Consider the following 23,256-nt stretch of genomic DNA (forward strand, 5'->3'; position numbering starts at 1 on the left):
GTGACGGATCACTCCGCCGCGTGAGGCACGCTGGCCCGCGTGGCATCCACCTTGCCTTGCGACAGTGCGGCGATGGCGACGATCGCAGCGGCAAAGCCGGCAGCCGCGCCGACGCCGAGCGCCCAACGTGGGCCGAGATGATCGGCGACCCATCCGACGATCGGCGCGCCGATCGGCGTGCCGCCCAGCGCGACGCCGAGCCGGAGCGCCATCACCCGTCCGCGCATCGCCGGTTCGGTCGAGAGCTGCATCAGCGCGTTCGAGGTGTTGGTGACGGTCAGAGCGGCAACGCCGATCACGACGAGTGCGGCAGCGAATAGCCAGTAGTTCGGCGCCAGCGCCGCCAGCGTGCAGCCCAGTCCGAAGATGGCCGCGCCGAGCAACAGCGCGCCGAAGCGCGGCCGGTCGCGGCCCGCGGCGAGCAGCGCGCCGGACATCGTGCCGACAGCCATCATCGACGACAACAGGCCAAAGCCGCGCGCATCGGTGTGAAAGACGCCGACCGCCATGGTCGAGATGAAGATCGGGAAGTTCAGTCCGAAGGTGCCGATCAGGAACAGCATCACCAGGGTCGTCCTGAGGTCGGGGCGCGACCAGACATAGTGGAACCCCTGCATGACGCTGCCCTTGGTGCGGTGGGCGCGCGCATTCGGGCGAAGCTCCGACTTGCGGAGCAGCGACAGCGACGCCAGCACCGCCAGGAAGGACGCGCCGTTGAACAGGAATGCCCAGCCGGTGCCGACGCCGGCGATGATGAGGCCGGCGACCGCGGGTCCGATCATTCGTGCGGCGTTGAACGAGGTCGAGTTCAGCGCAATCGCGTTCGACAGGTCACGGTCACCGACCAGCTCAGCGACGAATGTCTGGCGCACCGGGGCATCCAGCGCCGCGCTGCAGCCGAACAGGAACGCGAATGTGTAGACATGCCAGAGCTGCACCAGGCCGGTAACGGTGAGAACACCGAGCACGAGCGCAAGCACGCCCATCGTCGCCTGGGTGGCCATCAACAGCCGGCGCTGGTTGAAATGATCGGCGGCAAAGCCGGACCATGGCATCAGTAGAAGCTGCGGCCCGAACTGAAGCGCCATGACGATGCCGACGGCGGACGCGCTGTGGTTCGTGAGCTGGGTCAGAACCAACCAGTCCTGGGCGGCGCGCTGCATCCAGGTGCCGACATTGGATACCAGCGCGCCCGCGGCCCAGACCCTGTAGTTGAAGCTCCGCAGCGATCGAAACACACGCCTCATGATTGCTCTGGTGCATTGCCGCCGTGAAACTGTCCGAGCCGCCGCGCCAGGAAAAGGCCGAGCACGCCGTTTTGCAGATCGACAACGATGAGGGCCGTGATCGGATCGAGCGTCGTGAAGACCATGATCATTTCCTTCCAGCCGGAGGTTGATGCGGCGAAGCCCGCATCAGTCGTCGATGAGCCGCTTCAGGAGCCTGACGGCGACGGCGAGCTCGTCCTGCTCTTGTGGTGACAGTCGCGCGGTGATGGTGCGCGACAACCAGTCCTGGCGCGCGGCACGCCCGGCCTGGATCCAGTCGCGGCAGGCGTCCGTGAGAGACATGAGGGTTTGCCGGCCATCGCCCGGATCAGGCCTGCCCATGACGAGGCCGGCCGCCTCGAGCGCGGCGACCGCCGAGCTCATTGATTGCGGACGCATTCCCTCGGATCGCGCCAGGCTCGAGACCGTCGCGGGACCATCCTTCTCGAGCCGAAGCAGGACCGCCACCTGGGAGGGCGGCAGGTCTCCGCGATCGCTCTGCTCGCGCAGCCTGCGCTTCAGTCTTCCGATCAGCAGGCGCAGATCCTCGGCCAGCGCCGAGATACGCGCTTGCGCGAGGGACTCCGATGAATTGTTCATGTCAGAATTAGTAGGCATGTGCAGGTAAACTGTAAAGATTATCTGCGCAGTTTATCTGCAGAGCTGGTCTGCTCACGGCGATGGGCGCGTTTGCGACCGCCATCGGAATGAGACCAAGTTGCTGGCGGATACGACGAGAAAGCTGAAGGTTCGGCAGTCCGGTGCGATCGGGTGGGCGCTGTCGAACCACAATGGAGCAGTGCGCAGTCCAGAACCGTGACCTGCGGCGTGCGGGCGCTCAGGCCGAACGTTGGCCGGCGGATGCGTCCTCGTCGTCTTCGGGAAGGGCGGCGAGACGGGCGCGCAACTCATCGATCGATGCGAACTCCAGCGTTCGCCCCGGAAGCATTGCGACAATGGTCCCGTCGGCGCGTAATTGGTAGTTCATGTTGTTGACCGTCCCGGAGTGAACGACCGTGGACGCCTGCCGGGCTTCCCTTGCGGGCGTCCGGCGCGCAGGCGATGCGGGCCGGTCGGGTCGCGACCAGCGGCCCACGCGGCGAGGCGTGGTCTCCTGTAGTGTGGCGGTGTCGTCCGGCTCGGGGACGTCCTGCTCCGCCGGTCGTTTCGCGTCCTTCGGCCGAAGCGGAGACGGACGTTCCATCGTCGCGGTCGCAATGGCTGGAACGGGTTCAGTCGGTTCGGCAAGCGGCAGCTCTGCACGGGTCTCGATCGCCATCCGCAGGCGGTCGAGGTGGCGGACCACGAAGCCGAGAGCCGCGATCATGACCCCGGAGGCAACGAAGATCAGCCCGCTGCCGAACAGCGCGCTGCCGAACGGCGTTTCGAGCGCGCTGACACCGAACAGGAGCGCGGCGAGGCCGCTGCCGACGAACGCCAACCCAATGATCCAGAGCGCGAGCAAGCATCCTCGTATCTGTTGCAGCCATTGTCGCGCAACTTAACGGCGATGGCTGCCATCGCGTTCCGGGTCATTCTACCACTCGTCGCCCGCAAGGGACATACGGTGCCCTTACCCGCGCTTTATTCGCCGGTGGCTCCGCTGCCGGACGTGGTATCCCCTCTCAGAAATGGTCGCCGACGGGCTGTCTCGCAACCTGCGGGCCGGCCTGCTCACCGCCTCCGCCAGCCATTGCGCCCGACAACATCTCGCGCGCACGCCTGGTTGCCGAGGCATAACGCATGGTGGCGCTGATGTTGATCAGGCCGGCGCGCGCAAGCCCGAGGACGGCGCGGCGCGAGTGGAATGGGCCCGTCTTGCTTGTGGCATATCCGCGCGGGAAGAGCTGCAAACGACCGGCGAGCGCCGCGTGCAGCGCTGCCTTCTGTGTCGCGCTGAGGCGGCGGCGTTTGGCGGGCTTGGCCGTGTCGCCCAAACTGCGCGGCTCCGTGCGCGACGATTTTCGTGGCGCGACCCTCATCCGTCAGCTCACTCCGGTCGAATGGCGCGGCCTGCCTGAGGCGCGGCCTTTCTGGCATCGCCACGTGCACCCGCATGTGGCACACCGCGGCTTGCACGATTTCACCAACCAGAAACCGTATTTCGGGCAGCGGCGGCATCTGACGAAAGTCAGGATCGATCGTGACGAAAGTCATATTCGTTTGCGGCCGCCGCGGGCTTACGCCAAAGTGGGCGGCTCGCTGAGCTGATTTGGGCAACGAATGATCGACCTGAGCGCGGACCTGCTTCCAGCCGCAGAAGCCGACGTCATCGGCCTCGCCGTCATCGGCGCCGACAGAAAAATGGTGCGGAAGATCGGACGCCTCGTCGAATGGCTTCCCGCGGTAGGCGTTGATTGCTGCGAATGCATGTTGCTGGTCGGGATGGAATCCGAATTGGCGGCGCTCGCGGCGGGAGAGCGCGACACGATCGCGCTTGCCGGCGTTCGCGGCGCGTCGCCGGGGATGGCGCAGCCGGTCACCGCCGTGGTGCTGTGGAATGGCGAGCAGTCGCACTACTTCGTCATCGCGATGCCCGACTTCGCGGCGCGCCAGGTCGAAACGCTGCTCGGCAGCGAGCGTCGGGCGCGCCGGCTGATGGAGCAGCAACTCGAGGCGGCGAGCGCCGAGGTGCGCTTCGCCTCGCTGGCGCGCACCCGCCTTCGCCTAGCGCGCGACCTGCACGATACGCTGGTGCACTCGATCGTGGCGCTGCTGACCCAGATCAGGTTGATCCGGCACTACCTGTCGACCGATCCGGCGCGCGTGGCGGACGGACTTGCGACCGCGGAAGACGCCGCGGCGAGCGGACTTTCGCGCGCCCGCGAGGCGATCGCGCGCCTGCGCATGCCCGACGATCTTGAGCTCGATCTCGACGTTGAAGGATTGCTCGCCGATTTCGCGGACCGCAGCGGGATCGCGGTCTCGATCGACATCGATGACCGCGCGCGTGGCGGATTGCGCGATTGCGCCTTGACCGTGCAACGCATCCTCAGCGAGGCGCTGCGCAACATCCAGGCGCATGCCAAGGCGCGCACTGTCCGGTTTCGTGCGTTCGAGAGGCCCGCCGCGGTCGGCCGCAAGCTGATCGTGGAGATCCGCGACGACGGCCGTGGCTTTGATCCGGCGGTGCCGAAGCCCGGACATTTCGGATTGATCGGAATGGCCGAATTTGCTGAACTTGTCGGCGGAGATTGCGCGGTGGAAAGCGCGCCGGGGCAGGGTACACTGGTCCGGATATCGCTGCCCGTGGGGGTGCCGCCGGCGGCATCGGCGGGCGTGCTGGCCGAATGAGCCGCCGGTCGCGGCATTGATGATCGTGAGGCTTTCGAGAGAACGATGGAATCGCCCGTGAGTAAGGTCGAGAAAGTGCGGGTGCTGATCGCCGAGGACCAGGCGCTGATCCGCGAAGGCATCGCCACGCTTCTTGCGCAGCAGAACGATGATTTCGATTTGCTTCCCGGCGCGGCCGACGGCGAGCAGGCCATCGAGTTCGCACGGCGATACCGGCCCGACGTCATCCTGATGGATCTGCAGATGCCGCGCGTCGGCGGCATTGCAGCGACCCAGCGAATCCTGCGCGAGCTTCCGCATACTCACATCGTCGTCCTGACGACATTCGAGACCAACGATCTGATCTTCGAGGCCGTGAGCGTGGGCGCGAAGGCCTATCTGTTGAAGGATGCCAGGATGGAGGAGATCGCAGACACGATCCGCGCCGTGATGAACGGGCAGTCCGGACTGTCACCGGGCGTGGCCGCGCGCATCCTCGATGAATTCAAGCGGCTGCGCGGCCCGCGCGTTTCTGCGAAGCTGCCGGTTCGCGACGGGCTGACGGCGCGAGAGAATGAAATCCTCACGCTGATCGTCGAGGGCAAGAGCAACACCGAGATCGGCGAGCGGCTGCATCTGGCCGAGGGAACCGTGAAAAACTATGTCAGCACCATCCTGGAAAAATGCCAGGTCAAGAACCGTACAGAACTCGCAATAAAGGCAATAACTTATTAGAAATAATTGCGCGCGATCGCACGCCGTGCGGCTCCATCCCCTTCTGATTGCCCGCCTTGCTCTGTGCCGGGCCAACGAAATTGGCTATAGGATTGTTCTGGATTTGCTTTTTACGGCAAAGCCGGATTTTGCGTAGCTTCGGATGAGCGGGATTACGACGATGAAGGGCAGCGAGCGCCAGATCAAGGACACGGAGGGAGCCGCCAACGCCGCGGCCGCGGGAAACGGTGCGGATGCGGCGGCGCATGCCGCGGCGACGATCGATCAGGTCCGCGACCTCCTGTTTGGCGGCGCGCAGCGCTCGATCGAAAGCAATCTGGCCGGCCTGCGCGAGGAGATGCAGGCGTCGCTGAAGCAGATGCAGGCGGACTTCGCCAACGAGATCGCCGCCGTTCAGGCGCGGGTCTCCGACCTCGAGCGCGACACCGAACAGAAGCGGCTCGATTCGCTGAAGGATATCGGTACGGCCATCTCGCAGCTCGGTGCGGCGATCAGCGGATTGGGATCCGGCCGCACGGGAAAATAGCATGGCAGCCGCTGCCGGCCAGAACCGCGAGATCGAGCAGCTCAAGACATTGCTGTTTCAGCCCGAGGCGACGCGCCTGCAGTCGCTGGAAGCCGACCTCACCTCGCTGCAGCAATATGTCGGCTCCGCCGATCGTCTCGAGGCCGCAACCGCCGACATTCTGGTCGCGGCCCTCGAGCGTGCCGAGGTCAATCGGCCGCGCGAGCTCGCCAACGCGATTGCGCCCACCGTGGTCTCCGCGATCAGGAGCGAGATCAGGAATTCGCGCGAGCTGATGGTCGAGGCGCTGTATCCGATCGTCGGTCGGCTGGTCAGCGCCGCGGTGGCGAATTCGTTCCGGGAATTGGTCGCCTCGCTCGAGCATCGCATCAATGCGCTGACCTCCACCCAGCTCTGGCTGGGGCGGATCAAGTCGCTGGTGACGGGACGTCCGATCAGCGAGTTCGTGCTGGCCGACAATCCGCCGCGGGTGAACCGCCTGCTGATCATCGAGCGCGGCAATGGGCGCCTGGTCGCGGACTGGAAGCGCGACGAAACGCCCGACGAGCGCGCCGACCTGCTCAGCGCGATGGTCGCGGCGATCCTGGAGTTTTCGGTTCAGGCGCTCGCCGGCGAAGGCAATCTGCAGACGCTCGATTTCGGCGGACGGCAGATCGCGCTGCGCGCCTCGCCGCGCTTCATCCTCGCGGCGGAGTGTCTCGGTCCGCTGCGCCCTGCCGACAATGCCCGGATCAATTCGCTGTTCTTCGATTCGATCGAGCGCATCGACCGCGGTGCGAAATGCGATGCCCCGACGCTTGCGTCGCTTGCGGCATCGATCGAAACCGATGACACCCCGCGCAAGGCAACGGGCCGGCGCGGCAAGATCATTCTGTTCGGCCTGCTCGCGGCTGCGGCCGCCGTGCTGGTCTGGTTTGCAGCGGTATCGGTGACCCGGAGCCTACTGGAGCGGCGCACCCATGCGGCGTTGGAGCAGCTCGCGGCGAAGCAGCCGTCGCTCGCCACGTTTCCGCTCCGGCTCGACTTTGATCATCAGACCCGAACCGTCGCGGTCTCGGGCATCGAGCCGAGCCACGTGGAGATCGCGCCCTTGATCGACGCGCTCGCCGCGGCCGCATCGCCGTACCGGGTCGTCGATCGGATCGGCCTGGTATCCTCGCCGGAGCAGCTCGCGGCATCGCAGGCCGGGATCAGCAGCCTGCAGCAGAGCCTGGCGCGCTTGCAGGCAAGTGTCGACCAGATGCGCGAGGCGCTGGCCGAGCAGTCGAAGGCGGGCGAGCAGAGATCCGTGGCGCTATCCGCGCAATATGGCAAGCTCGCCGAGCAGTCCGCCAAATTGGGCGAGCAATATGCCGCGCTGCAGTCGATCGTCGATGGTCCGGCCGCGCGGCTCGACCGCTTCATCGCCTCGGCGGCGGTGTTCTTCGCCAACAATTCCGACGAATTCCTTGACGGCGATCAGGCCGAGCAGCAGATCCACCAGCTCGCTGGATTGCTGACGAACAACGACCTCAGGGTCCGCATCGTCGGCTATGCCGACCAGAGCGGCACCGAAGGCACCAACAGGACGCTCGCGCGCAAGCGGGCGGAGCATGTGGCGCGGAGACTGACCGTGCTCGGGATCGATCCGTCGCGGCTGATCCTGGTGTCGCGCGCCGCGACCATGCCGATCACCGACCGGCTCGACACGACGATCGGCGGCAATCGCCGGGTGTCGTTCGAGAACGTCTACCGATCCGAAGTGGCGCACTGATGCTTACCGCGAAGGTCATGCTGCTCGGCGATATGGGTGTCGGCAAGACGTCGATCCTGTACCGGCTGGTCTACGACCGGTTCGAGGGGCAGTACAAGTCGACGCTCGGCGTCGAGATTTTGAGCCACGACGTCGCGCCCGCCGACGGCGGCGAGCCGATGCGGCTGGTGTTGTGGGACACCGACGGCGATTTCGGCACGCAGATCTTCGACACCGTCTACGTCACCGGCGCGTCCGCCGCGATCATCGTGTCCGATGTGACACGGCCGCAGACGGTGACCCGCATGGTCGAACTGGTCCGTGGTTTCGAGACCAGGTTTCCGGGCCGGCCCTATCGCGCGCTGCTCAACAAGATCGACCTTCCGGAAGCCGCAGGCAGCGCAGGCGCGATCAGCGAGCTCGCAAGATCGAGCGTCAAGTCGGTGAGCGCAAAGACCGGTGCAGGTATCGCGGAAAGCTTCGCCGAACTCGCCCAGACCATTCGCCGCCGCCAGCTTTAGTCTCTGCATCAAGTCATTTGGCAGTCGCAACCGGCTTCACGCGAAGCGCGCGACCGTGTCAGCCGCCCCGACTTCTCGGGGCTGGCGAATCGGGCCGGGACGGCTGACTTCATCGCACGTGGGGCGTGCGATGAATGGCGTCGCGACGTGCGGCTTGCTTCGTCGCCGCACGCTTGACCGTCCACTTGCACCACGTGGCCCGTCCTTTCGAAAGTGACGAAGGTCATCTTCCGCCGCCCTGGCGGGCTGCCTATCGTTCGCCCCGTCATGCGATCCAGGCACGAGACAAAGCTGTCTCGGGCGAGCGGAGTGAAAGATCATGAGCATTTTTGGAAGCATCATGGGCGCAATCTTCGGCCACGGTTCGGCCCAGGCCCAGACCCCGCCGACCGCAACGGCTGGGACGCCCGCGGCGGCGCCGTCGGCTTCGGCTGCGCCCGTAACCGGCGGCGCGTCGACGCCGCCGACGGTCGACGTCGCTGCGATTGTTGACAAGGCCGCGGCCGCCAAGGGCGAGCGGCTCGATTGGCGGACCTCGATCGTCGACCTGATGAAGGCGCTCGGCCTCGATAGCAGCCTGGCCGCGCGCAAGGAGCTGGCGAAGGAATTGAATTACACCGGCGACACCAACAACTCCGCCGCCATGAACATCTGGCTGCACCAGCAGGTGATGGCCAAGCTCGCCGCCAACGGCGGCAAGCTTCCAAGTGACATGAAGGTCTGACGCCGTTCCGGACAAGCACATAGCGGCTTTCCGGAACGTTCACGCGTTGCAATGACACGGGAGAGCGGGAAATGGCAAAGGCACGCACGAAGACACGCAAGAGTCTCGATGGCCGTCATCGCGACAAGAACGGCAGGATTGAGAAGAAGCACGGCAACACGACAATCGGCGCGCTGCGCAAGAAATACGGCGAGAGCTTTGCCGAAGGGCGCCGGAAGGACATGATGCTCAAGACCCTTCTCAAGGAGACGGATTCGGGCTCGCTGCACGAATACCTGCGGCATCATCACCGATAGCGCTGCGCGAAGGCTCGAGGCGTAGCAGCTTGCCGCGAACCGTTGCATGCGCGTCTCGCCCGAGTCCACCTTTCATTGCGTGAGGAACAGTTGCCATGACTCAACGTCGTGTCGCCACGATAGACAACCCGTGGCGTGCCGGCGCGATCGGAATCCTATTGCTCGCTCTGGCATTCGCTGCCTATGCGACGATCGCGCATGCTGACAACGCGCACAGCGGTCCACCGCAGCCGGACGCGAATGTCCAGCGCACCGCGCAGATTTCCCCGCCCGCGCGCGTCATCCTGCCTGCGCCATGGGAGCCCGCGGCGCCCGCCCGGTCCGCGGCCGCGCCGGCCGGGTCGACAGACCACAAATAGTCCAGCCATCCCGCCACGACACCATCAGCGTCCAGTTCGGAGGAGATCACATGCTGAAGGAATTCAGGGAATTCGCCATGAAGGGCAACGTCGTCGATCTCGCCATTGGCGTGATCATCGGCGCGGCCTTCGGTGCCATCGTCAGCTCGATGGTTGCCGACATCATCATGCCGATCATCGGCGCGATCACCGGCGGTCTTGATTTCTCGAACCACTTCACCGCGCTGTCGAAGTCGGTGACGGCGACCAACCTGGCGGATGCCAAGAAGCAGGGCGCGGTGCTTGCGTGGGGCAATTTCCTGACGCTGACGCTGAACTTCCTCATCGTCGCGGTCGTGCTCTTCATCGTGGTGCGGCTGATGAACCAGCTCAAGCGCGAGGCGCCCGCGGCGCCGGCCGCGCCGCCGAAGCCGACCCGGGATCAGGAGCTGCTCACCGAGATCCGCGACCTCCTGAAGGCGCGCGCCTAACCGGCACGATCGATGGGGGCATTCTGCGTCACCAGCTCTGGAGGCTTATCATGCCAGAACGGGTCAAGTTGCCCCGCAAGCTCTCTCAGGAACCAGGCGCGCCGCCGCCACAGCGGCCGAGCCATCAGCGGATCATCGAGGAGCTCGACAACTGGGCCAACAGCCCCGGCCTCCAGCCGCCGACGGACGGTGACGATAAGAAGCGCGACGACAGGAAGGCTCACACGCAAGCCGGACGGAAGGCTCTGATACCGGCTCCGGACGCAGCTTGGTGTTGAGAACGTCCGCGCTGCACCCATCGCGGTGGTCAGCGCGAGGCCGGCGCCGGCTGGGTTGCTTGTGCAGGCTCCAGCAGCTTGTCGCGGATCAGGCGCGTGGCGCCGCGGCTCCATGAATAATTGGCACCCATCCGCAGCCCGCTGTCGCCGGCAGCGATGATGTTGCCGGTGCCGGTGCCGTGCAGTTGAAATCGCACCAGATATTCGGTGCGGCTGATCCGCCTGATCACGCCGATCAGCGACTGGTCCGCGCCGAGTTTCCGCGCGATCTCGACGTCGCATCCGCCGCAGTCGTGGATGGCGTGCGGGCCCGCGGCGTCTGTGCCGGTGCCGTTGACAGGGACCAGCGCATAACGCCCGGACCGCTCCAACATGTGCCTGACGGCATCGGTCGTATTGGCAAGTTCGGCACCGTCGCTCGCGGTCTCCGAGCCGGCGGCGCTGGCATCCTCGAGCTCAAAATTGAACAAGGCGAGCTTGACTGGTGCGCTTGCCGCAACCGGCTGTGCCGGTGCCAGCGCCTCGCGAATCTCGCGGGCCACGAACGTTTCGGCCCGTTGCCACGCCTCGTCATTGTCACCGCGGAACGTATAGAGTTTCTCGAACAGAACCCGATTTCGGTCGAGATCGACGGCGCGAACGCGCGCCCATTGCACCAGCGTGCTCATCTTCTGGATGAGCCCGACGATCAGGACGTTGGCGCCAGCTTGCGCGGCTGCGCGCAGCCGTTCTTCCGTCAGCGGCGCACTGGCCTCGCAGTTCGAACCGCAGGAGGAGGGGACGAGGCGGGTGAGCGCGTCGGCCGCGACGTCGCGCCTGAGCGCCGCGGTGAAGGTCTGCAGGCGCTGCTGATGCGAGGCGCTCTGGTCGGCGGGCTCGCCCGAGGTATCGAGATAGCCGAAATCCTGGATTTCCACGCCCACCTGCTGTGCCGCATGCGCGCTGGGGCAAGCGTGGCTAACCCCGAGGAAAAGCCCAGTGAGAACGAACGTTGGCAACATGGAGCGGGAGCGGGGCATGGCAACGGACCTGTCGCGGTGGGGGTGAACGGTCTGGCAAGCCTAGCTAGAGCGGACGATTGATCGAAGCCGATCCCGTCACGCGTGGCACCGGGAAATTTTCACGACGTCGCCAAGCCGGAGCCGCGGCGCTTCCCGTCGGGCCGGTTCGGCCGCTAGATTGGCGCAGAGATGCCTCAGGGTCAGCCAAGCCAGGACGGCCACCGATGCAGATGTTTCCGGGAAGCGATCTGAAACTCCGCCTGACGTTGCGGGTGATCGCCGCGTCGTCGCTTTGCTTTGCCGCCATATCGGCCTTCTTCCTGGTCGACGGTGATCGATCGGTGCATGCCAGGCTGGACATGATCGCCTCGATCACGGCGCGGACCCTCGAGCTGCAGCAGAACAAGATGCAATGGATCAACCAGCCGCGCTCCAGCTTTCCCGATCTTCAGGAGATCGCTGGATCGGTGATGACGCCGGGCCTGTGCATCGCCTATCGTGATCAGGGCGGCGCGATGGTGCAGCGCGTCTGTGGCGGACCGCGAGGCGAGGCGGCCGACGCGCCATATGCGTTCGCCATATTCCATCGCAAGCTGTTCGATCCCGGGCGCGAAACGGTCCAGCCAGTGTTCTCGCGCGGCAGCAGGGTCGGCGACGTCGTCGTCTCGGTCGATCCGGCGACGCTTGCCTCGGAGGCCTGGCAGGGCGCGGGCCGCGTGATGGCTGCGCTGGCGCTGGCGCTGCCGCTGCTCGGCGCGCTCGTCTATATGGCGCTGGCGCGCGCACTTCGTCCCACGGGCTTGATCCGCAACGGCCTGGAGCGGATCGCGACAGGGGACCTTGCGGCTCGCCTGCCGCCCTTCGACCTCGCCGAGCTCTCCGCCATCCGCGACGTCTTCAACCATCTCGCCGAGCGCCTCGGCACTACGCTTGCCGAACGCAACGAATTGACCCGCCGCCTGATCGCCCTGCAGGACGACGAGCGCATGCACCTTGCGCGCGAGCTTCACGACGAATTCGGGCAGTCGCTGGCGGCGATCCGGGCGCTGGCGGCATCGGCCCGGCAGGGCGCGGCGCAGAGCTGCCCGGCCATCCTGCCGGAATGCGACGGCGTCGCGCGGACGGCGGCCGAGATGATGGAGCGGCTGCGCGGCGCGCTGTTCCGGTTGCGGCCGCCCGACGTCGAGCAACTCGGCCTCACTGCTAGCCTGGAAGGCCTGATCGCCGGATGGAACAGCCGCAGCCGCGGGCAGACCCGGTTCGAGATCAGCCTGTCCGGGATCTGCGATACCTTGCCGGCGGAGTTGGCGGCCAATCTCTATCGCATCGCGCAGGAGGCGATCACCAACGCGGCCAAGCACGCGGGCGCAAGCCGGATCAGCCTCGCGATCGCGGTGCGCGATCCACAGGGCGATTCCGGTGGCGACATCGAGCTCATCGTGGAGGATGACGGCCATGCGGGCGATCGTCCGGCCGGATCCGGCATGGGCCTGCTCGGCATGCGTGAGCGCGTGGCGGCACTCGGCGGCAAGTTCAGCTTCGCCACGCGGCAGGGCGGCGGCTCCGGTCTGCGCGCCGTGATCCCGATTGTGGGGACGATGGATCGGCCTGATGTTGGCGGCATGGTGACGGAGCACGCGGCGTGAACGACACGGTCGCGACAGTCATGCTGGTCGACGACCACGCCGTCGTCCGCGAGGGCTATCGCGCCGTGTTGCAGAAGCAGCCGGGATTGCGGGTCGTCGCAGAGGCCGCCGACGGCGTCGAGGCGTATCGGCTGTTCAAGGAGATCAAGCCCGATCTTGTCATCATGGACCTCGCGATGCCCGGCATCGGCGGCATCGAAGCGATCAGGCGCATCCGGCAATGGGATCGCAATGCGCAGGTCCTGGTCTTCACCATGCACCAGAATGCGGCCTTCGCCGTGCAGGCGATCCGCGCAGGTGCGCGCGGCTACGTTACCAAGACCAGTCCGCCCGAGACGCTGGTGCAGGCCGCGATGGATGTCCTGTCCGGCCGGATCGCAATCAGTCCGGATATCGAGCATGAGCTGGCGCTGAGCAAGCTGGCCGGTGAGGTCGTCGCCGCCGACGTGTTGTCGCCGAGGGAATTCGAAGTGCTGCGCATGCTGCTCGCGGAACGGACCAGTGACGAGATCGCCGATACGCTCCATATCAGTCCCAAGACGGTCGCCAATCTCCACTACCTGATCAAGACCAAGCTCGGCGTTGGCTCCGATATCGAGCTGGTGCGGCTCGCGCTGCGGCAGGGGATTCTGTCGCAGCGCGATTGGGGCGAGGCCTGATCTTGCGCTCTTACGATGGCCGACGCGCCGTTACGATCAGCGCCGTCGACGGAATCAGGAAGACATTGCCGCTGCGTCCGCGCTCGACCTCCATTGCGAATTCGCGCGCGACGGCCGCGCGCTGCGCCTCGTTCAGCGTTTGCCATTGCGGCCCGAATTCGAACAGACGATCGGCCCCATGGTCATCTGCGACATCAAGGATGAAGTCGTGGGTGACCTCTGTGATCTTGGGATCGACGAAGCCAGCGGCAACGACAGCGGCGGCAAAGCGGCCGGGATCGGCCAGCGCGGTCAGGCCCGTCGCCGGCGATTGGACGGCCAGGTCCGGATAGAGCGTCCGGATGATCCGCGACACCATGAGATGCACTGCTGCGCCGTCCGGGCTCTTCCAGACGGCGATGGCCGCCGATCCGCCCGGCCGCGTCACCCGCGCCATCTCGCGCAGTCCGGCGCGCCAATCCACAAACAGCATGACGCCGAACACCGATGTCACGGCATCGAACGCAGCGTCCGGCAGATCGAGCGCCTGACCGTCCATCTGTTGCGCCTCGATATTCGCCACGCCATGCGCGCGGACCCGCTGCACCATCCCGGCGGAGAAGTCGATCGCGGTGACCTGCGCCCCGGTGCGGGCGGCGGCCAGCGCCGCGACGCCGGTGCCGGTCGCCACGTCGAGCACCTTCGACGACGGGCTGATCGCGAGCGTCGCCACCGCGGCTTCGGCGAAGTGCGCGGTGAACGGCTGCGACTGCGCGTCGTAGGTGGCGGCCATCTTGTCCCAACGTCCGGGGTCGCTGAACGGCAGATGGCCGGTCTGCTCACCGTGCTGCATGAACCTGCTCCTCGAGTGTCTGCTTGTGTTTGGCCAGCCGGCGCTTGAAATCCTTGGCCAGCGCGTCGAGCGTGACGGCGCCCAGCCGTGTCAGGAAGATCGCTTCGACCTCCCGAAACGTATCTCCGAGCGCGTCATTGACGGCCTGCTCGACCAGGCAGCCGGGGTTTTCCGAGCGATGGCTCATGGCGATGATCGTCGGCGCGCCGACCGCGCGATAGATGTCCGCGAGCGTGATGTCGGATGGTTCGCGCGCCAGCGTCCAGCCGCCGCCATGCCCCTTCTCGGAGTGGACGAGACCTTGCTCGCGCAGCCCGGCCATGACGCGACGGACAACGACCGGGTTGGTCCCCATCGCCCGGGCAAGCTGGTCTGATGTCACCGGCCCGGCCGCTCCGATCATGTGGAGAAGCCCGTGCAGTACACTCGATAAACGGCTATCGCGTATCATGTAACATTACATGTTACATGATAGCGACTGTGTCAAGTGCGAGCTCCAACATTGGAAGCGGCAAATGCGCCTGGACGCACCATGCAATTATCGCTGCGTGCTCAACGTCTGCGCGCCGCCGAGCAGTTTCACGTTGAGGTGGCCGCCGTCGAACAGCATCTCGCTCAGCGCTCCCTCGATATCGGCCGTCGTGACATTCTGGCTACCGTCGCGGGCGATGCTGGCCTGGGCGAGGCGGCGCATCAGCTCCTTGATGAAGGCCGCGCTGACGCCCTCGGTGCGGCGTACCGCGTCGTCGATGACCCCCTGGTCGAGCGGCAGGCCCTTGCCGTAGAGCCGGACCAGCTTGCCGCGGCCGATCTCGTCAGGCAGCGGCACCTCGATCGCCTGGTCGATGCGGCCGGGCCGGCCGGCCAGCGCACTTTCCAGCTCTTCCGGCCGGTTGGTGGTCAGCACGAACAGGATGTCACAGTCCTCCTTCAAGCCGTCCATCTCATTGAGCAGCTTGTTGAGCAGGGATTCCTCGCAAGGGCCGCCCATCTCCTCACGGCTGCGCGCGATCAAATCGACGTCCTCGATCACCACCATGCTTGGTTGCAGCAGGCGCGCAAGGCTCATATAGGCGCCGAGCAAGCCGACCTGCTCGGCGGTGATGATCAGTGTCGTGTGGCCCGGCAGGTTGGTGGCGAGATAGCGGATGGTATGGGTCTTGCCGGTGCCGGGCGGGCCGTAGAGCAAGATGCCCTTGCGCGTCGATTGGCCGAGCTTGCGCAGCAGCTCACGGCTTCCGACGAAATCGAGCACGTTGCGCTCGAGCAGTCGCAGTGTCCGGTCCGGCAGGATCACTGCGTCGCGATCGACCGTCGGCAGACGATGCACGGTGACGCCGCGCGAACGTCCGCGGTATTCGGCGTCGCCGTCGAGCGAGAGGATCTTGCCGCGATAGGAGCGCGCCGCATGCACGGCCGCTTCCAGCTCGGCAAGGGTCCGTTGCACGAGGGCATTGCCGGCGGCGCCGGCGGGCACCGCGAGTTCGATGCGCAGGGTCGGCTCGTAGCCGTACTCGCGATGGAAGCTGAGCAGCACGGCGTAGCGCAGCTCTCCGGTTCGGCACAGCCACAATCCATTGACCAGGCACTTCACCGGCTCCGCCTCGCCGACATCGACGTCGTGATATTGCGGAGGCGCGATTGCCGGCGCATCGCGGCTGTCCTTCATCAGCGCCGCGAACTCGATGGTCTCGTAGCGAGAGGCTTCGTGGATGCCGAAGAAGTGGAGCGGCGTGGTGAACAGCCTGTCGATCGCGATCTGAACGTCGGCGCGCATATGACCCGGAAACCGCCGTGACCGCGTCAGGATCTGGTTGCGCGGTATTCCGGCGAAATGCCATTCGAGCGCGGCGAAGGCATATCTGAACTCGTCGCTCGGCAATTCCTCCGAGCTGCGGCGTGCAGCGAGCAGGCAGTCGCTGCACAGGGAGGCTGTCGTGCCCGACAGAAATATCTCGGTAACCGCCCTCGGTGCTTCGCAGAGATCGCAGGGACGGCTGGCATCGGCGGATTCGGTGGTGATGAGCAACGGTTGGCCCTTGGAGCGGATCAGCCACTTCGCGCTCGTGAGCAATGCACGCGCGACCGGTGCGGGATAGGGGCCACACGGAATTGCGCCGTTGGCCTCGATCAAGGCTGCGGAGGCGATCGCATCTTGCTGAGATTTGCCGAACACCGTGCGCAACAGGTCCCGGACGAACTCAAGCGGCGTCTCGCCGTCGTCGTGAATGAAGAGCTGAACCGGACCATCATCGGCAAAGACGTCGTGCATGAGACCCCCAAACAACTGAAGCAAAAGAACAAAATAAGAACATCACAGAGGTTCCGGCGCGTCAAGCGAAAGATCGCCCGGGCTCAGCCCTGGCGTGTGATGAGCCGCTCGCCCGGCTTGCCTGAAAACGCATCCTGCATGCGTAAACGCGGCTCAACGCTTGTGACGATTGTGTTGCGACAAATGCCAAGAGATCGCCGTCACGGCGGCAAACTTCCGACACATCATCAAGGCGAAAAGGATCGATCCGACATGACGCGAGCGCGAGGGCAGATTCCAGGCCTGGGATTTGCTGTCGCGCAATTATTTTAAGAGGCTCTCGTGTCGCACAAACTTCGTTTTGCGATCCTTCTCGTCATCGCCCTGTTCGTTTCTCCTGCCATCGCGCAGCCCAGCGCCAAGCCGGCCCCGCCGCAGCAGCAGGCCAATACCGCCGATACGCTGACGCCGGAGCAGGCGAAGCGAGCGCTCGAAACGCTGCAGGACGACAGGAAGCGCGGCGAGATCATCAACACGCTGCGCGCGATCGCCAATGCCTCGCCGCAGGCGGCGCAACCCGCACCGGAAGAGCACTCCCCGATTCCACTCACCGCCGACAGCCTCGGCGCGCAGCTCCTGCTGATGGTGTCGGAGCAGGTCACCGACATGTCGCGCGAGGTCGCCGACGTTGCGCGGACGCTGACGCATTTCCCGGCCTTCTATTACTGGTTCGTGCGCACCGCCAATGATCCGGCGGCCTATGGCCTCCTGATCGACATCGCCTGGAAGCTTGCGCTGGTGCTCGGCTGCGCGCTGGCCGTCGAATGGGTGGCGTTCCGCCTGATCAAGCGGCCGGTGGCGTTTCTGGAATCGCGGCTGCCGCAGACCGCGCGCGTGCCGGTGCAGGCGCTCGCGGCCGCCACTCCGCCGTCCTCGGTCACCGACGTCACGCCGGAGCCGGAGTTGCAGCGCCGCCGGCTCAGCCTGGCCCGGGCCTGGCAATCGGTGGTCCGGCTGCCCTTCGTGCTCGGGCGCCTCTTGCTCGAATTGCTGCCGGTGGTCGTGTTCGTCGGCGTCGCCACTGCGCTGCTCGGCACCGAGATCGGCGACCAGTCGACCACGCGGCTGGTGATCCTCGCCGTCGTCAACGCCTACGCGTTCTCGCGCGCGCTGATCTGCGCGGTGCGGGCGCTGGCGGGACCGTTCGGTCTGTTCCGCATCCGCGCAGAGACCGCGGCCTACATCGAGATCTGGGCGCGGCGCATCGTCGCCGTCGGCGTCTCCGGCGTTTGCTTTGCCAATGTCGCGCTGCTGCTCGGCCTGCATCGCGCCGGCTATGCCGCGCTGCTGCGGCTCGTGATGCTGATCGTGCATCTCTTCCTCGTCGTCATCATCCTGCAGTGCCGCCGCCAGGTGGCGGATGCCATCCGCCCGCCGGCCGATCGCGTCGGGCTTGCGGCGCGGATCCGTAGCCGCGTCGCCGGGCTCTGGCATGTGCTGGCGATCGCGCTCGACCTTGCGCTGTGGGCGGTCTGGGCGCTCAACATCCGCAACGGCTATTCGCTGCTGCTGCAATACTTCGTCGGCACCATCGCGGTGCTGCTGGTGACGCGTCTCATCACCATGGTGGTGCTGAGCCTGATCGATCGCGGCTTCCGCATCAGCCCGGAGCTGTTGCAGCGCTTCCCGGGGCTGGAGGTGCGCGCCAATCGCTATTTGCCGCTGCTGCGCAAGATCGTCTCGGCGGTGATCGCCTTCATCGGCTTCGTCGCGTTGCTCGAGGTCTGGGGCGTCGACGCCATCGTCTGGTTCTATGGCGGCCAGATCGGCAGCCGGCTGATCTCGGCGCTGGTGACGATCGGCATCGCCGCGCTCGCCGCCGCCGTGATCTGGGAGGTCGCCAATGCGCTGATGGACCGGCAGATCAACACGTTGTCGCGCGAGGGACATTTTGCCCGGGCGGCGCGGCTGCGCACCTTCCAGCCGATGCTGCGCACCGCGCTGCTGTGCCTGATCGTCGCCGTGGTCGGCCTGACCGCGCTGAGCGAGATCGGCGTCAATGTCGCGCCGCTGCTCGCCGGCGCCGGCATCGTCGGCATCGCGATCGGTTTCGGCTCGCAGAAGCTGGTGCAGGACCTCATCACCGGTCTGTTCCTGCTGCTGGAGAACACCGTGCAGGTCGGCGACGCCGTCACGGTGTCGGGGCTGTCCGGTGTGGTCGAGAACGTCTCGATCCGCACCATGCGGCTGCGCGCCGGCGACGGCTCGGTGCATGTCGTGCCGTTCAGCGCGGTGACGACCATCACCAATGCGAGCCGCGGCGCCGGCAATGCCGCGGTCAGCGTCAACGTCGCCTTCAAGGAAGACACCGACCGTGCCGGCGAGATCCTGAAGGACATCGTGGCCGAGATGCGCCGCGAGGCCACGTATCGCCCGCTGATCCGCGGCGATCTGGAATTGTGGGGCGTCGACAAGGTCGACGGCTCGGTCGTGACGATCGTCGGCCAGATTCGCTGCACCGACGGCGGGCGCTGGTCGGTGCAGCGCGAGTTCAATCGCCGCATGAAGCGGCGCTTCCAGGAGGAGGGGATCGAGATCGCTTCCGCCAACCAGACCATCCTGATGCAGATTCCGGCACCGTCCGAACCCGAAGCCAACGCGTCGCCGCGCCGCGCGACGGGGTAGGGCGCCAGTTCTGCGCGCATCAATCGAGCAGCGCGGGCTTCGTTTCACCTCGCCCCGCCTGCGGGGAGAGGTCGGAACGCATCGTTAGATGCGTTCCGGGTGAGAGGGAGCTTCCGCGAACGCATCTATTAGTGAGTATGCAGACGCGGCCCCTCACCCCCAACCCTCTCCCCGTAAGAACAGGGCGAGGGAGTAACCTGCCGGAGCTGAACGCCGGCGGCTCGTCTCACGGCTGCGACACCGTCTCGCGACTCTGAGACGGTCCGCGCATCCATGTGCCCACACATCGACCACACCCGGTCGAAAACCCGGCCTTCCCTCGCATAATCAGCGACTCCCGCGCTGGCACAGCGTTTGCTCACTCCTCTCGCGAATGCGCGGCAAGACGCATTGCACCACTGAATTTCCAGCGAGAAGGAACACGCCATGGAGCTTGGATATTTCACCATGCCCTCGCATCCGCCGGAGTGCGGATTGAAGGAGGGCCACGATTGGGACTTGCAGACCCTGCGCTGGCTCGATGAGCTCGGCTATCAGGAGGCCTGGATCGGCGAGCATCACACCGCGCCCTGGGAGCCGCATCCGTCGCCCGATCTCTTGATCGCACAGGCGCTGCTGCAAACCAAGACCATCCGCATCGGGCCCGGCGGCTTCCTGCTGCCGTATCATCATCCCGCCGAGCCTCGCCAACCGCGTCGCGGTGCTCGATCATCTCTCGAACGGACGGCTCAATTTCGGCGTCGCCGCGAGCGGCTTGCCGAGCGACTGGGCGATGTTCAACGTCGACGGCATGTCGGGGCAGAACCGCGACATGACCCGCGAGGCGCTCGAGATCATCCTGAAGATGTGGACCGATCCGGCGCCGTGGACCCACAAGGGCAAGTACTGGACGGTGACCAAGCCGGACACGATGTTCGACTTCCTCAAGCCGCACATCAAGCCGGTGCAGGCGCCGCATCCGCCGATCGGGGTTGCCGGCCTGTCGAAGAATTCCGACACGCTGAAGCTCGCCGGCGAGCGCGGCTTCATCCCGATGAGCCTCAACCTCAACCCGGCCTATGTCGGCAGCCATTGGGAATCGGTCGAGGCCGGCGCGGCCAAGACCGGCCGCAAGCCGAGCCGCAAGGACTGGCGGATGGTGCGCGAGGTGTTCGTCGCCGACACCGACGAGGAGGCCTGGAAGCTCTCGGTCGGCGACATGATGGGCCGGATGATGAGCGAATACTTCCTGCCGCTGCTCGGCCATTTCGGCTTCAAGGACTATCTGAAGCACGCGCCCGACGTGCCGGACAGCGACGTCACCGTCGAATATTGCGCACGCCGGAATTGGATCGTCGGCTCGCCGGCGACCGTCACCGAGAAGATCGAGAAGATCTATCAGGAGGTCGGCGGCTTCGGCGTGCTGTTGGTGTTCGGCTTCGACTACAAGCACAAGCCGGAGGCCTGGCGGCGCTCGCTGGAATTGCTCAAGAACGAGGTGATGCCGCGGCTCAAGCATCTCGGCACCGAGTTCGAGAAGGCTGCATGACTGGTGCGCAGGGTGCGGGGCTTGCCTCGCACCCTGTGTCGCATATCTTGATGCGAGGTATTTTCGACACCGGGGTTCGCGGCATGACCGTCGATGCACAGAGTTTCAAGCAGGCCATGCGCCATTGCGCCGGCGCCGTCGCGCTGGTGACGGTCGGCTCTGAGCCCGGACGGCGCACCGGCCTGACCGTGACCTCGGCCTGCTCGCTCTCGGACAATCCGCCGTCCGTCCTGGTCTGCGTGAACCGCAATGCCAGCGCGCATGAACGTATCCGCGAGGAGCGGCACTTCGTCGTGAACTTCCTGAACGAGGAGCACGCACTGCTGGCGCTGACCTTCTCCGGCCAGAAAGGCATCAACGGCGATGACCGGTTTGCGTTTGGGCGCTGGACCATCGGCGCCACCGGAGCCCCCGTGCTCGAGGATGCGGTCGCCGCCTTCGACTGCGTGCTGACGCAGGAACTCGAGACCAAGACCCATTCGGTCTTCATCGGCGAGGTCCAGCATGTCCGCGCCGCGACCACGGTCGATCCGCTGGTCTATCTGCGCAGCGGCTTCCACAGCGTCCGCGACATCCGCGATCCCGTCACGCTCGGCGACCTCGACGCGCGCCGCGTGAGCTGGAACGAGTTTTCCTGATCGCTTGGTCGTTCACCTCACCCCGCGTGCGGGGAGGGGCCGTATCGCGTCGAAGACGCGATACGGGTGAGGGGATTCTCGACGCATCTATCTCTCACCGACTTCGCGGAGAAGGCTCCACCTTACGCCGCTGTTGATCAGGTTGGCCCGGCGCGGCAACGCGGCCGCCACCGGACCAATGCTCACGTGAGGCGTCGCTGTTCCTGTTGAGGGCTCGCCGGTGCTAAGCTGCTATGACCCCGGCGTTTTCACGTCCAGCTTGATGTTCAGGAGATTGACTCCCTTGAACGGATTGGGCGCGCTGTCGATCGTTCCCGTACCCGTTGCGTTCGCATAGGCGCCCGTGCCCGAAAGGATCGTATATTCGCCATGCGATTTTCCGTCTTTGACGGCGCCGGCGTAACGCGCAGTGATCGAGCCCTCCTCGAAGGTGTAGGTGCTGTAGCCGTAGTAGGAGCCCGAGCCCTTGAGCATGTCTCCCGAATGGACGAACTCCTTCACCCCGATACGGCCATCATTGAAGACGGCAACACCAAAGAACTTGCCGGCAACGACCGACTGCCCCTCGACGTTTGCTGCCTCGATGACCTTGACGTCCATCGGCTTGGTGACGAGCTTGAACTCGAGCACCTTCTCGCCCGCGACGGCGGTCGAGGCCGCAGCGACAATTGCCACGCTGGAAACGAAAATGGTGATAAAATTCCGCATAGACTCCTCCTGCGTTTGCTGAAATCAAATCAAGGAGTGCACAGCGGGCTATACGTCATGCCCAGCATTTGCGTTGCAGCACGAAAGAGAGCCCGCGGTGATATCCCGGCAGCGGCTGAAGCTTTCAGTACCCCAGCATACCGGCCGGGACGCACCCGTCAGTCTACGCGACGGCAAAAGCTTCAGCAAGCGCAGCCCCGGATAAGCCAACGGACGTGCAAGCACGCGCACGATGACAGGTTCGGCGACGTCAGAGATGCCCGCAGCATGCTATGGTGTGATTGCGTGCGAGGAATCGATGAGACCGTGCGAGGTCACCAATCCTTCCGGCACGACATCTCGTCACCGACAAGGAGCATCATCCATGAAGATCGTTGTGATCGGCGGTACCGGACTGATCGGCTCGAAGACCACAGCCATTCTGCGTCAGCGCGGCCACGAGGTCGTCGCTGCTTCTCCCAAGAACGGCATCAACGCCATCACCGGCGAGGGGCTCAAGGAAGCGATGGCCGGCGCAGCGGTCGTGATCGATCTGGCAAATTCGCCCTCCTTTGAGGATAAGGCGGTGATGGCGTTCTTCGAAACCTCCGGCCGCAACCTGCTTGCGGCGGAGTCGGCGGCTGGCGTCGGGCATCATGTCGCGCTTTCGATCGTCGGCACCGACCGCACGCCTGACAATGGCTACTTCCGTGCCAAGGTGGCGCAGGAGAAACTGATCGTGGCTTCCGGCATTTCCTATACCATCATCCGCGCGACGCAGTTCATGGAATTCATCGGCGCCATTGCGGATGCGAGTGCGGATGGAAACACAATCAAGCTCTCGCCGGGCCTGTTCCAACCCATCGCCGCGGAAGACGTTTCCGCCTTCGTTGCCGATGTGGCGCTCGAGCCGCCGCACAACGGCATCGTCGAGATCGCCGGTCCGGAACGCGCGCCGTTCAACGAATTCATATCCCGCTACCTGAAGGCAACCGGGGACTCGCGTGAGGTCGTGAGAGACCCTGAGGCCCTCTATTGGGGCGGCCGGGTCGAGGAGCATTCGCTGGTGCCCCTCGGCGAGGCGCGCCTCGGCCGCATCGATCTGAACGAATGGCTGCGGCGCTCACGGGCTTGAGCCTGAACAGGT

The 23,256-nt window shown here is 65.5% G+C and carries 25 protein-coding genes and 1 pseudogene; 16 read left to right on the forward strand and 10 right to left on the reverse strand.

Annotated features, from left to right (window positions below; genetic code table 11):
- Positions 1-8: 8 nt before the first annotated feature.
- The 5 genes from P6U25_RS03305 to P6U25_RS03325 form a co-directional block, all read right to left on the reverse strand.
- Positions 9-1,247 carry an MFS transporter gene (locus tag P6U25_RS03305; protein WP_407150025.1) on the reverse strand — a complete coding sequence of 413 codons (1,239 nt, stop codon included), beginning with the start codon at positions 1,245-1,247 and terminating at the stop codon, positions 9-11.
- Positions 1,244-1,372 (reverse strand): hypothetical protein, encoded by a 129-nt coding sequence (locus tag P6U25_RS03310; RefSeq protein ID WP_407150026.1) that lies wholly within the window; start codon positions 1,370-1,372, stop codon positions 1,244-1,246. The genes P6U25_RS03305 and P6U25_RS03310 overlap by 4 nt, the downstream gene beginning before the upstream one ends.
- A 43-nt stretch (positions 1,373-1,415) precedes the next feature.
- A complete protein-coding gene (locus tag P6U25_RS03315; RefSeq protein WP_407150027.1) occupies positions 1,416-1,868 on the reverse strand; it encodes a MarR family winged helix-turn-helix transcriptional regulator in 453 nt (150 codons plus the stop codon).
- Between the two features lie 238 nt (positions 1,869-2,106).
- Positions 2,107-2,733 (reverse strand): hypothetical protein, encoded by a 627-nt coding sequence (locus P6U25_RS03320; RefSeq protein WP_407150028.1) that lies wholly within the window; start codon positions 2,731-2,733, stop codon positions 2,107-2,109.
- A 160-nt stretch (positions 2,734-2,893) separates the two neighbouring features.
- Positions 2,894-3,205 (reverse strand): hypothetical protein, encoded by a 312-nt coding sequence (locus tag P6U25_RS03325; protein WP_407150029.1) that lies wholly within the window; start codon positions 3,203-3,205, stop codon positions 2,894-2,896.
- Here P6U25_RS03325 and P6U25_RS03330 point away from each other — a divergent pair.
- The 10 genes from P6U25_RS03330 (at position 3,195) to mscL (ending at position 9,904) form a co-directional block, all read left to right on the forward strand.
- Positions 3,195-3,479: a hypothetical protein gene (locus P6U25_RS03330; RefSeq protein ID WP_407150030.1), complete on the forward strand. Its 285-nt coding sequence runs from the start codon at positions 3,195-3,197 to the stop codon at positions 3,477-3,479. The genes P6U25_RS03325 and P6U25_RS03330 overlap by 11 nt on opposite strands.
- A gap of 12 nt (positions 3,480-3,491) precedes the next feature.
- Positions 3,492-4,562: a sensor histidine kinase gene (locus P6U25_RS03335; RefSeq protein WP_407150032.1), complete on the forward strand. Its 1,071-nt coding sequence runs from the start codon at positions 3,492-3,494 to the stop codon at positions 4,560-4,562.
- Positions 4,563-4,619: 57 nt separating this feature from the next.
- Entirely contained in the window at positions 4,620-5,276 is a 657-nt protein-coding gene (locus P6U25_RS03340) for a response regulator (protein WP_407150033.1), read from the forward strand.
- A 160-nt stretch (positions 5,277-5,436) separates the two neighbouring features.
- Positions 5,437-5,802 (forward strand): hypothetical protein, encoded by a 366-nt coding sequence (locus P6U25_RS03345; RefSeq protein WP_407150034.1) that lies wholly within the window; start codon positions 5,437-5,439, stop codon positions 5,800-5,802.
- 1 nt (position 5,803) lies between these two features.
- Positions 5,804-7,555, forward strand: a complete 1,752-nt coding sequence (locus tag P6U25_RS03350) for an OmpA family protein (RefSeq protein WP_407150035.1) — start codon at positions 5,804-5,806, stop codon at positions 7,553-7,555.
- Positions 7,555-8,055, forward strand: coding sequence for a Rab family GTPase (locus tag P6U25_RS03355; RefSeq protein WP_407150036.1), 501 nt, complete (start codon positions 7,555-7,557; stop codon positions 8,053-8,055). Before P6U25_RS03350 ends, P6U25_RS03355 begins: the two co-directional genes overlap by 1 nt.
- A 319-nt stretch (positions 8,056-8,374) precedes the next feature.
- A complete protein-coding gene (locus tag P6U25_RS03360) occupies positions 8,375-8,779 on the forward strand; it encodes a DUF3597 domain-containing protein (RefSeq protein ID WP_407150037.1) in 405 nt (134 codons plus the stop codon).
- A gap of 71 nt (positions 8,780-8,850) precedes the next feature.
- On the forward strand, positions 8,851-9,075 hold the full coding sequence (locus P6U25_RS03365) for a hypothetical protein (RefSeq protein WP_407150038.1): 225 nt from the start codon (positions 8,851-8,853) through the stop codon (positions 9,073-9,075).
- 95 nt (positions 9,076-9,170) lie between these two features.
- Positions 9,171-9,434 (forward strand): hypothetical protein, encoded by a 264-nt coding sequence (locus P6U25_RS03370; RefSeq protein WP_407150039.1) that lies wholly within the window; start codon positions 9,171-9,173, stop codon positions 9,432-9,434.
- A gap of 50 nt (positions 9,435-9,484) precedes the next feature.
- Entirely contained in the window at positions 9,485-9,904 is a 420-nt protein-coding gene (gene mscL / locus P6U25_RS03375) for a large conductance mechanosensitive channel protein MscL (protein ID WP_407150040.1), read from the forward strand.
- Between the two features lie 307 nt (positions 9,905-10,211).
- Here mscL and P6U25_RS03380 read toward each other — a convergent pair whose 3' ends face one another.
- A complete protein-coding gene (locus P6U25_RS03380; protein ID WP_407150041.1) occupies positions 10,212-11,099 on the reverse strand; it encodes a DUF2380 domain-containing protein in 888 nt (295 codons plus the stop codon).
- A gap of 308 nt (positions 11,100-11,407) precedes the next feature.
- Here P6U25_RS03380 and P6U25_RS03385 point away from each other — a divergent pair, with 308 nt between their 5' ends.
- Positions 11,408-12,829, forward strand: a complete 1,422-nt coding sequence (locus P6U25_RS03385) for a HAMP domain-containing sensor histidine kinase (protein ID WP_407150042.1) — start codon at positions 11,408-11,410, stop codon at positions 12,827-12,829.
- Between the two features lie 20 nt (positions 12,830-12,849).
- A complete protein-coding gene (locus P6U25_RS03390; protein ID WP_407152407.1) occupies positions 12,850-13,488 on the forward strand; it encodes a response regulator in 639 nt (212 codons plus the stop codon).
- A gap of 10 nt (positions 13,489-13,498) precedes the next feature.
- On the opposite strand, the gene P6U25_RS03395 is transcribed toward P6U25_RS03390, so the two are convergent.
- The 3 genes from P6U25_RS03395 to P6U25_RS03405 all read right to left on the reverse strand — a co-directional run bounded on the left by P6U25_RS03395 (position 13,499) and on the right by P6U25_RS03405 (position 16,592).
- On the reverse strand, positions 13,499-14,320 hold the full coding sequence (locus P6U25_RS03395) for a class I SAM-dependent methyltransferase (RefSeq protein WP_407150044.1): 822 nt from the start codon (positions 14,318-14,320) through the stop codon (positions 13,499-13,501).
- Positions 14,307-14,771 carry an Rrf2 family transcriptional regulator gene (locus P6U25_RS03400; RefSeq protein WP_407150045.1) on the reverse strand — a complete coding sequence of 155 codons (465 nt, stop codon included), beginning with the start codon at positions 14,769-14,771 and terminating at the stop codon, positions 14,307-14,309. Before P6U25_RS03400 ends, P6U25_RS03395 begins: the two co-directional genes overlap by 14 nt.
- An 87-nt stretch (positions 14,772-14,858) precedes the next feature.
- Positions 14,859-16,592: an ATP-dependent Clp protease adaptor ClpS gene (locus tag P6U25_RS03405; RefSeq protein WP_407150046.1), complete on the reverse strand. Its 1,734-nt coding sequence runs from the start codon at positions 16,590-16,592 to the stop codon at positions 14,859-14,861.
- Between the two features lie 321 nt (positions 16,593-16,913).
- On the opposite strand from P6U25_RS03405, the gene P6U25_RS03410 reads away from it, so the two are divergent.
- The 3 genes and pseudogenes from P6U25_RS03410 (at position 16,914) to P6U25_RS03420 (ending at position 21,422) form a co-directional block, all read left to right on the forward strand.
- Positions 16,914-19,256 (forward strand): mechanosensitive ion channel domain-containing protein, encoded by a 2,343-nt coding sequence (locus P6U25_RS03410; protein WP_407150047.1) that lies wholly within the window; start codon positions 16,914-16,916, stop codon positions 19,254-19,256.
- Positions 19,257-19,682: 426 nt separating this feature from the next.
- Positions 19,683-20,784: pseudogene (locus P6U25_RS03415) on the forward strand (LLM class flavin-dependent oxidoreductase).
- Between the two features lie 83 nt (positions 20,785-20,867).
- Positions 20,868-21,422: a flavin reductase family protein gene (locus tag P6U25_RS03420; protein WP_407152408.1), complete on the forward strand. Its 555-nt coding sequence runs from the start codon at positions 20,868-20,870 to the stop codon at positions 21,420-21,422.
- Positions 21,423-21,653: 231 nt separating this feature from the next.
- Here the strand turns inward: P6U25_RS03420 and P6U25_RS03425 are convergent, their stop codons facing one another.
- Complete coding sequence (locus tag P6U25_RS03425; RefSeq protein ID WP_407150048.1) at positions 21,654-22,130, reverse strand: hypothetical protein; 477 nt, start codon at positions 22,128-22,130, stop codon at positions 21,654-21,656.
- A 364-nt stretch (positions 22,131-22,494) separates the two neighbouring features.
- Here P6U25_RS03425 and P6U25_RS03430 point away from each other — a divergent pair, with 364 nt between their 5' ends.
- Positions 22,495-23,244, forward strand: a complete 750-nt coding sequence (locus P6U25_RS03430; protein ID WP_407150049.1) for an SDR family oxidoreductase — start codon at positions 22,495-22,497, stop codon at positions 23,242-23,244.
- The last annotated feature ends 12 nt before the right edge of the window (positions 23,245-23,256 follow it).

It is taken from the genome of Bradyrhizobium sp. ORS 86 (assembly GCF_045571475.1).
Taxonomy (GTDB): Bacteria; Pseudomonadota; Alphaproteobacteria; order Rhizobiales; family Xanthobacteraceae; genus Bradyrhizobium.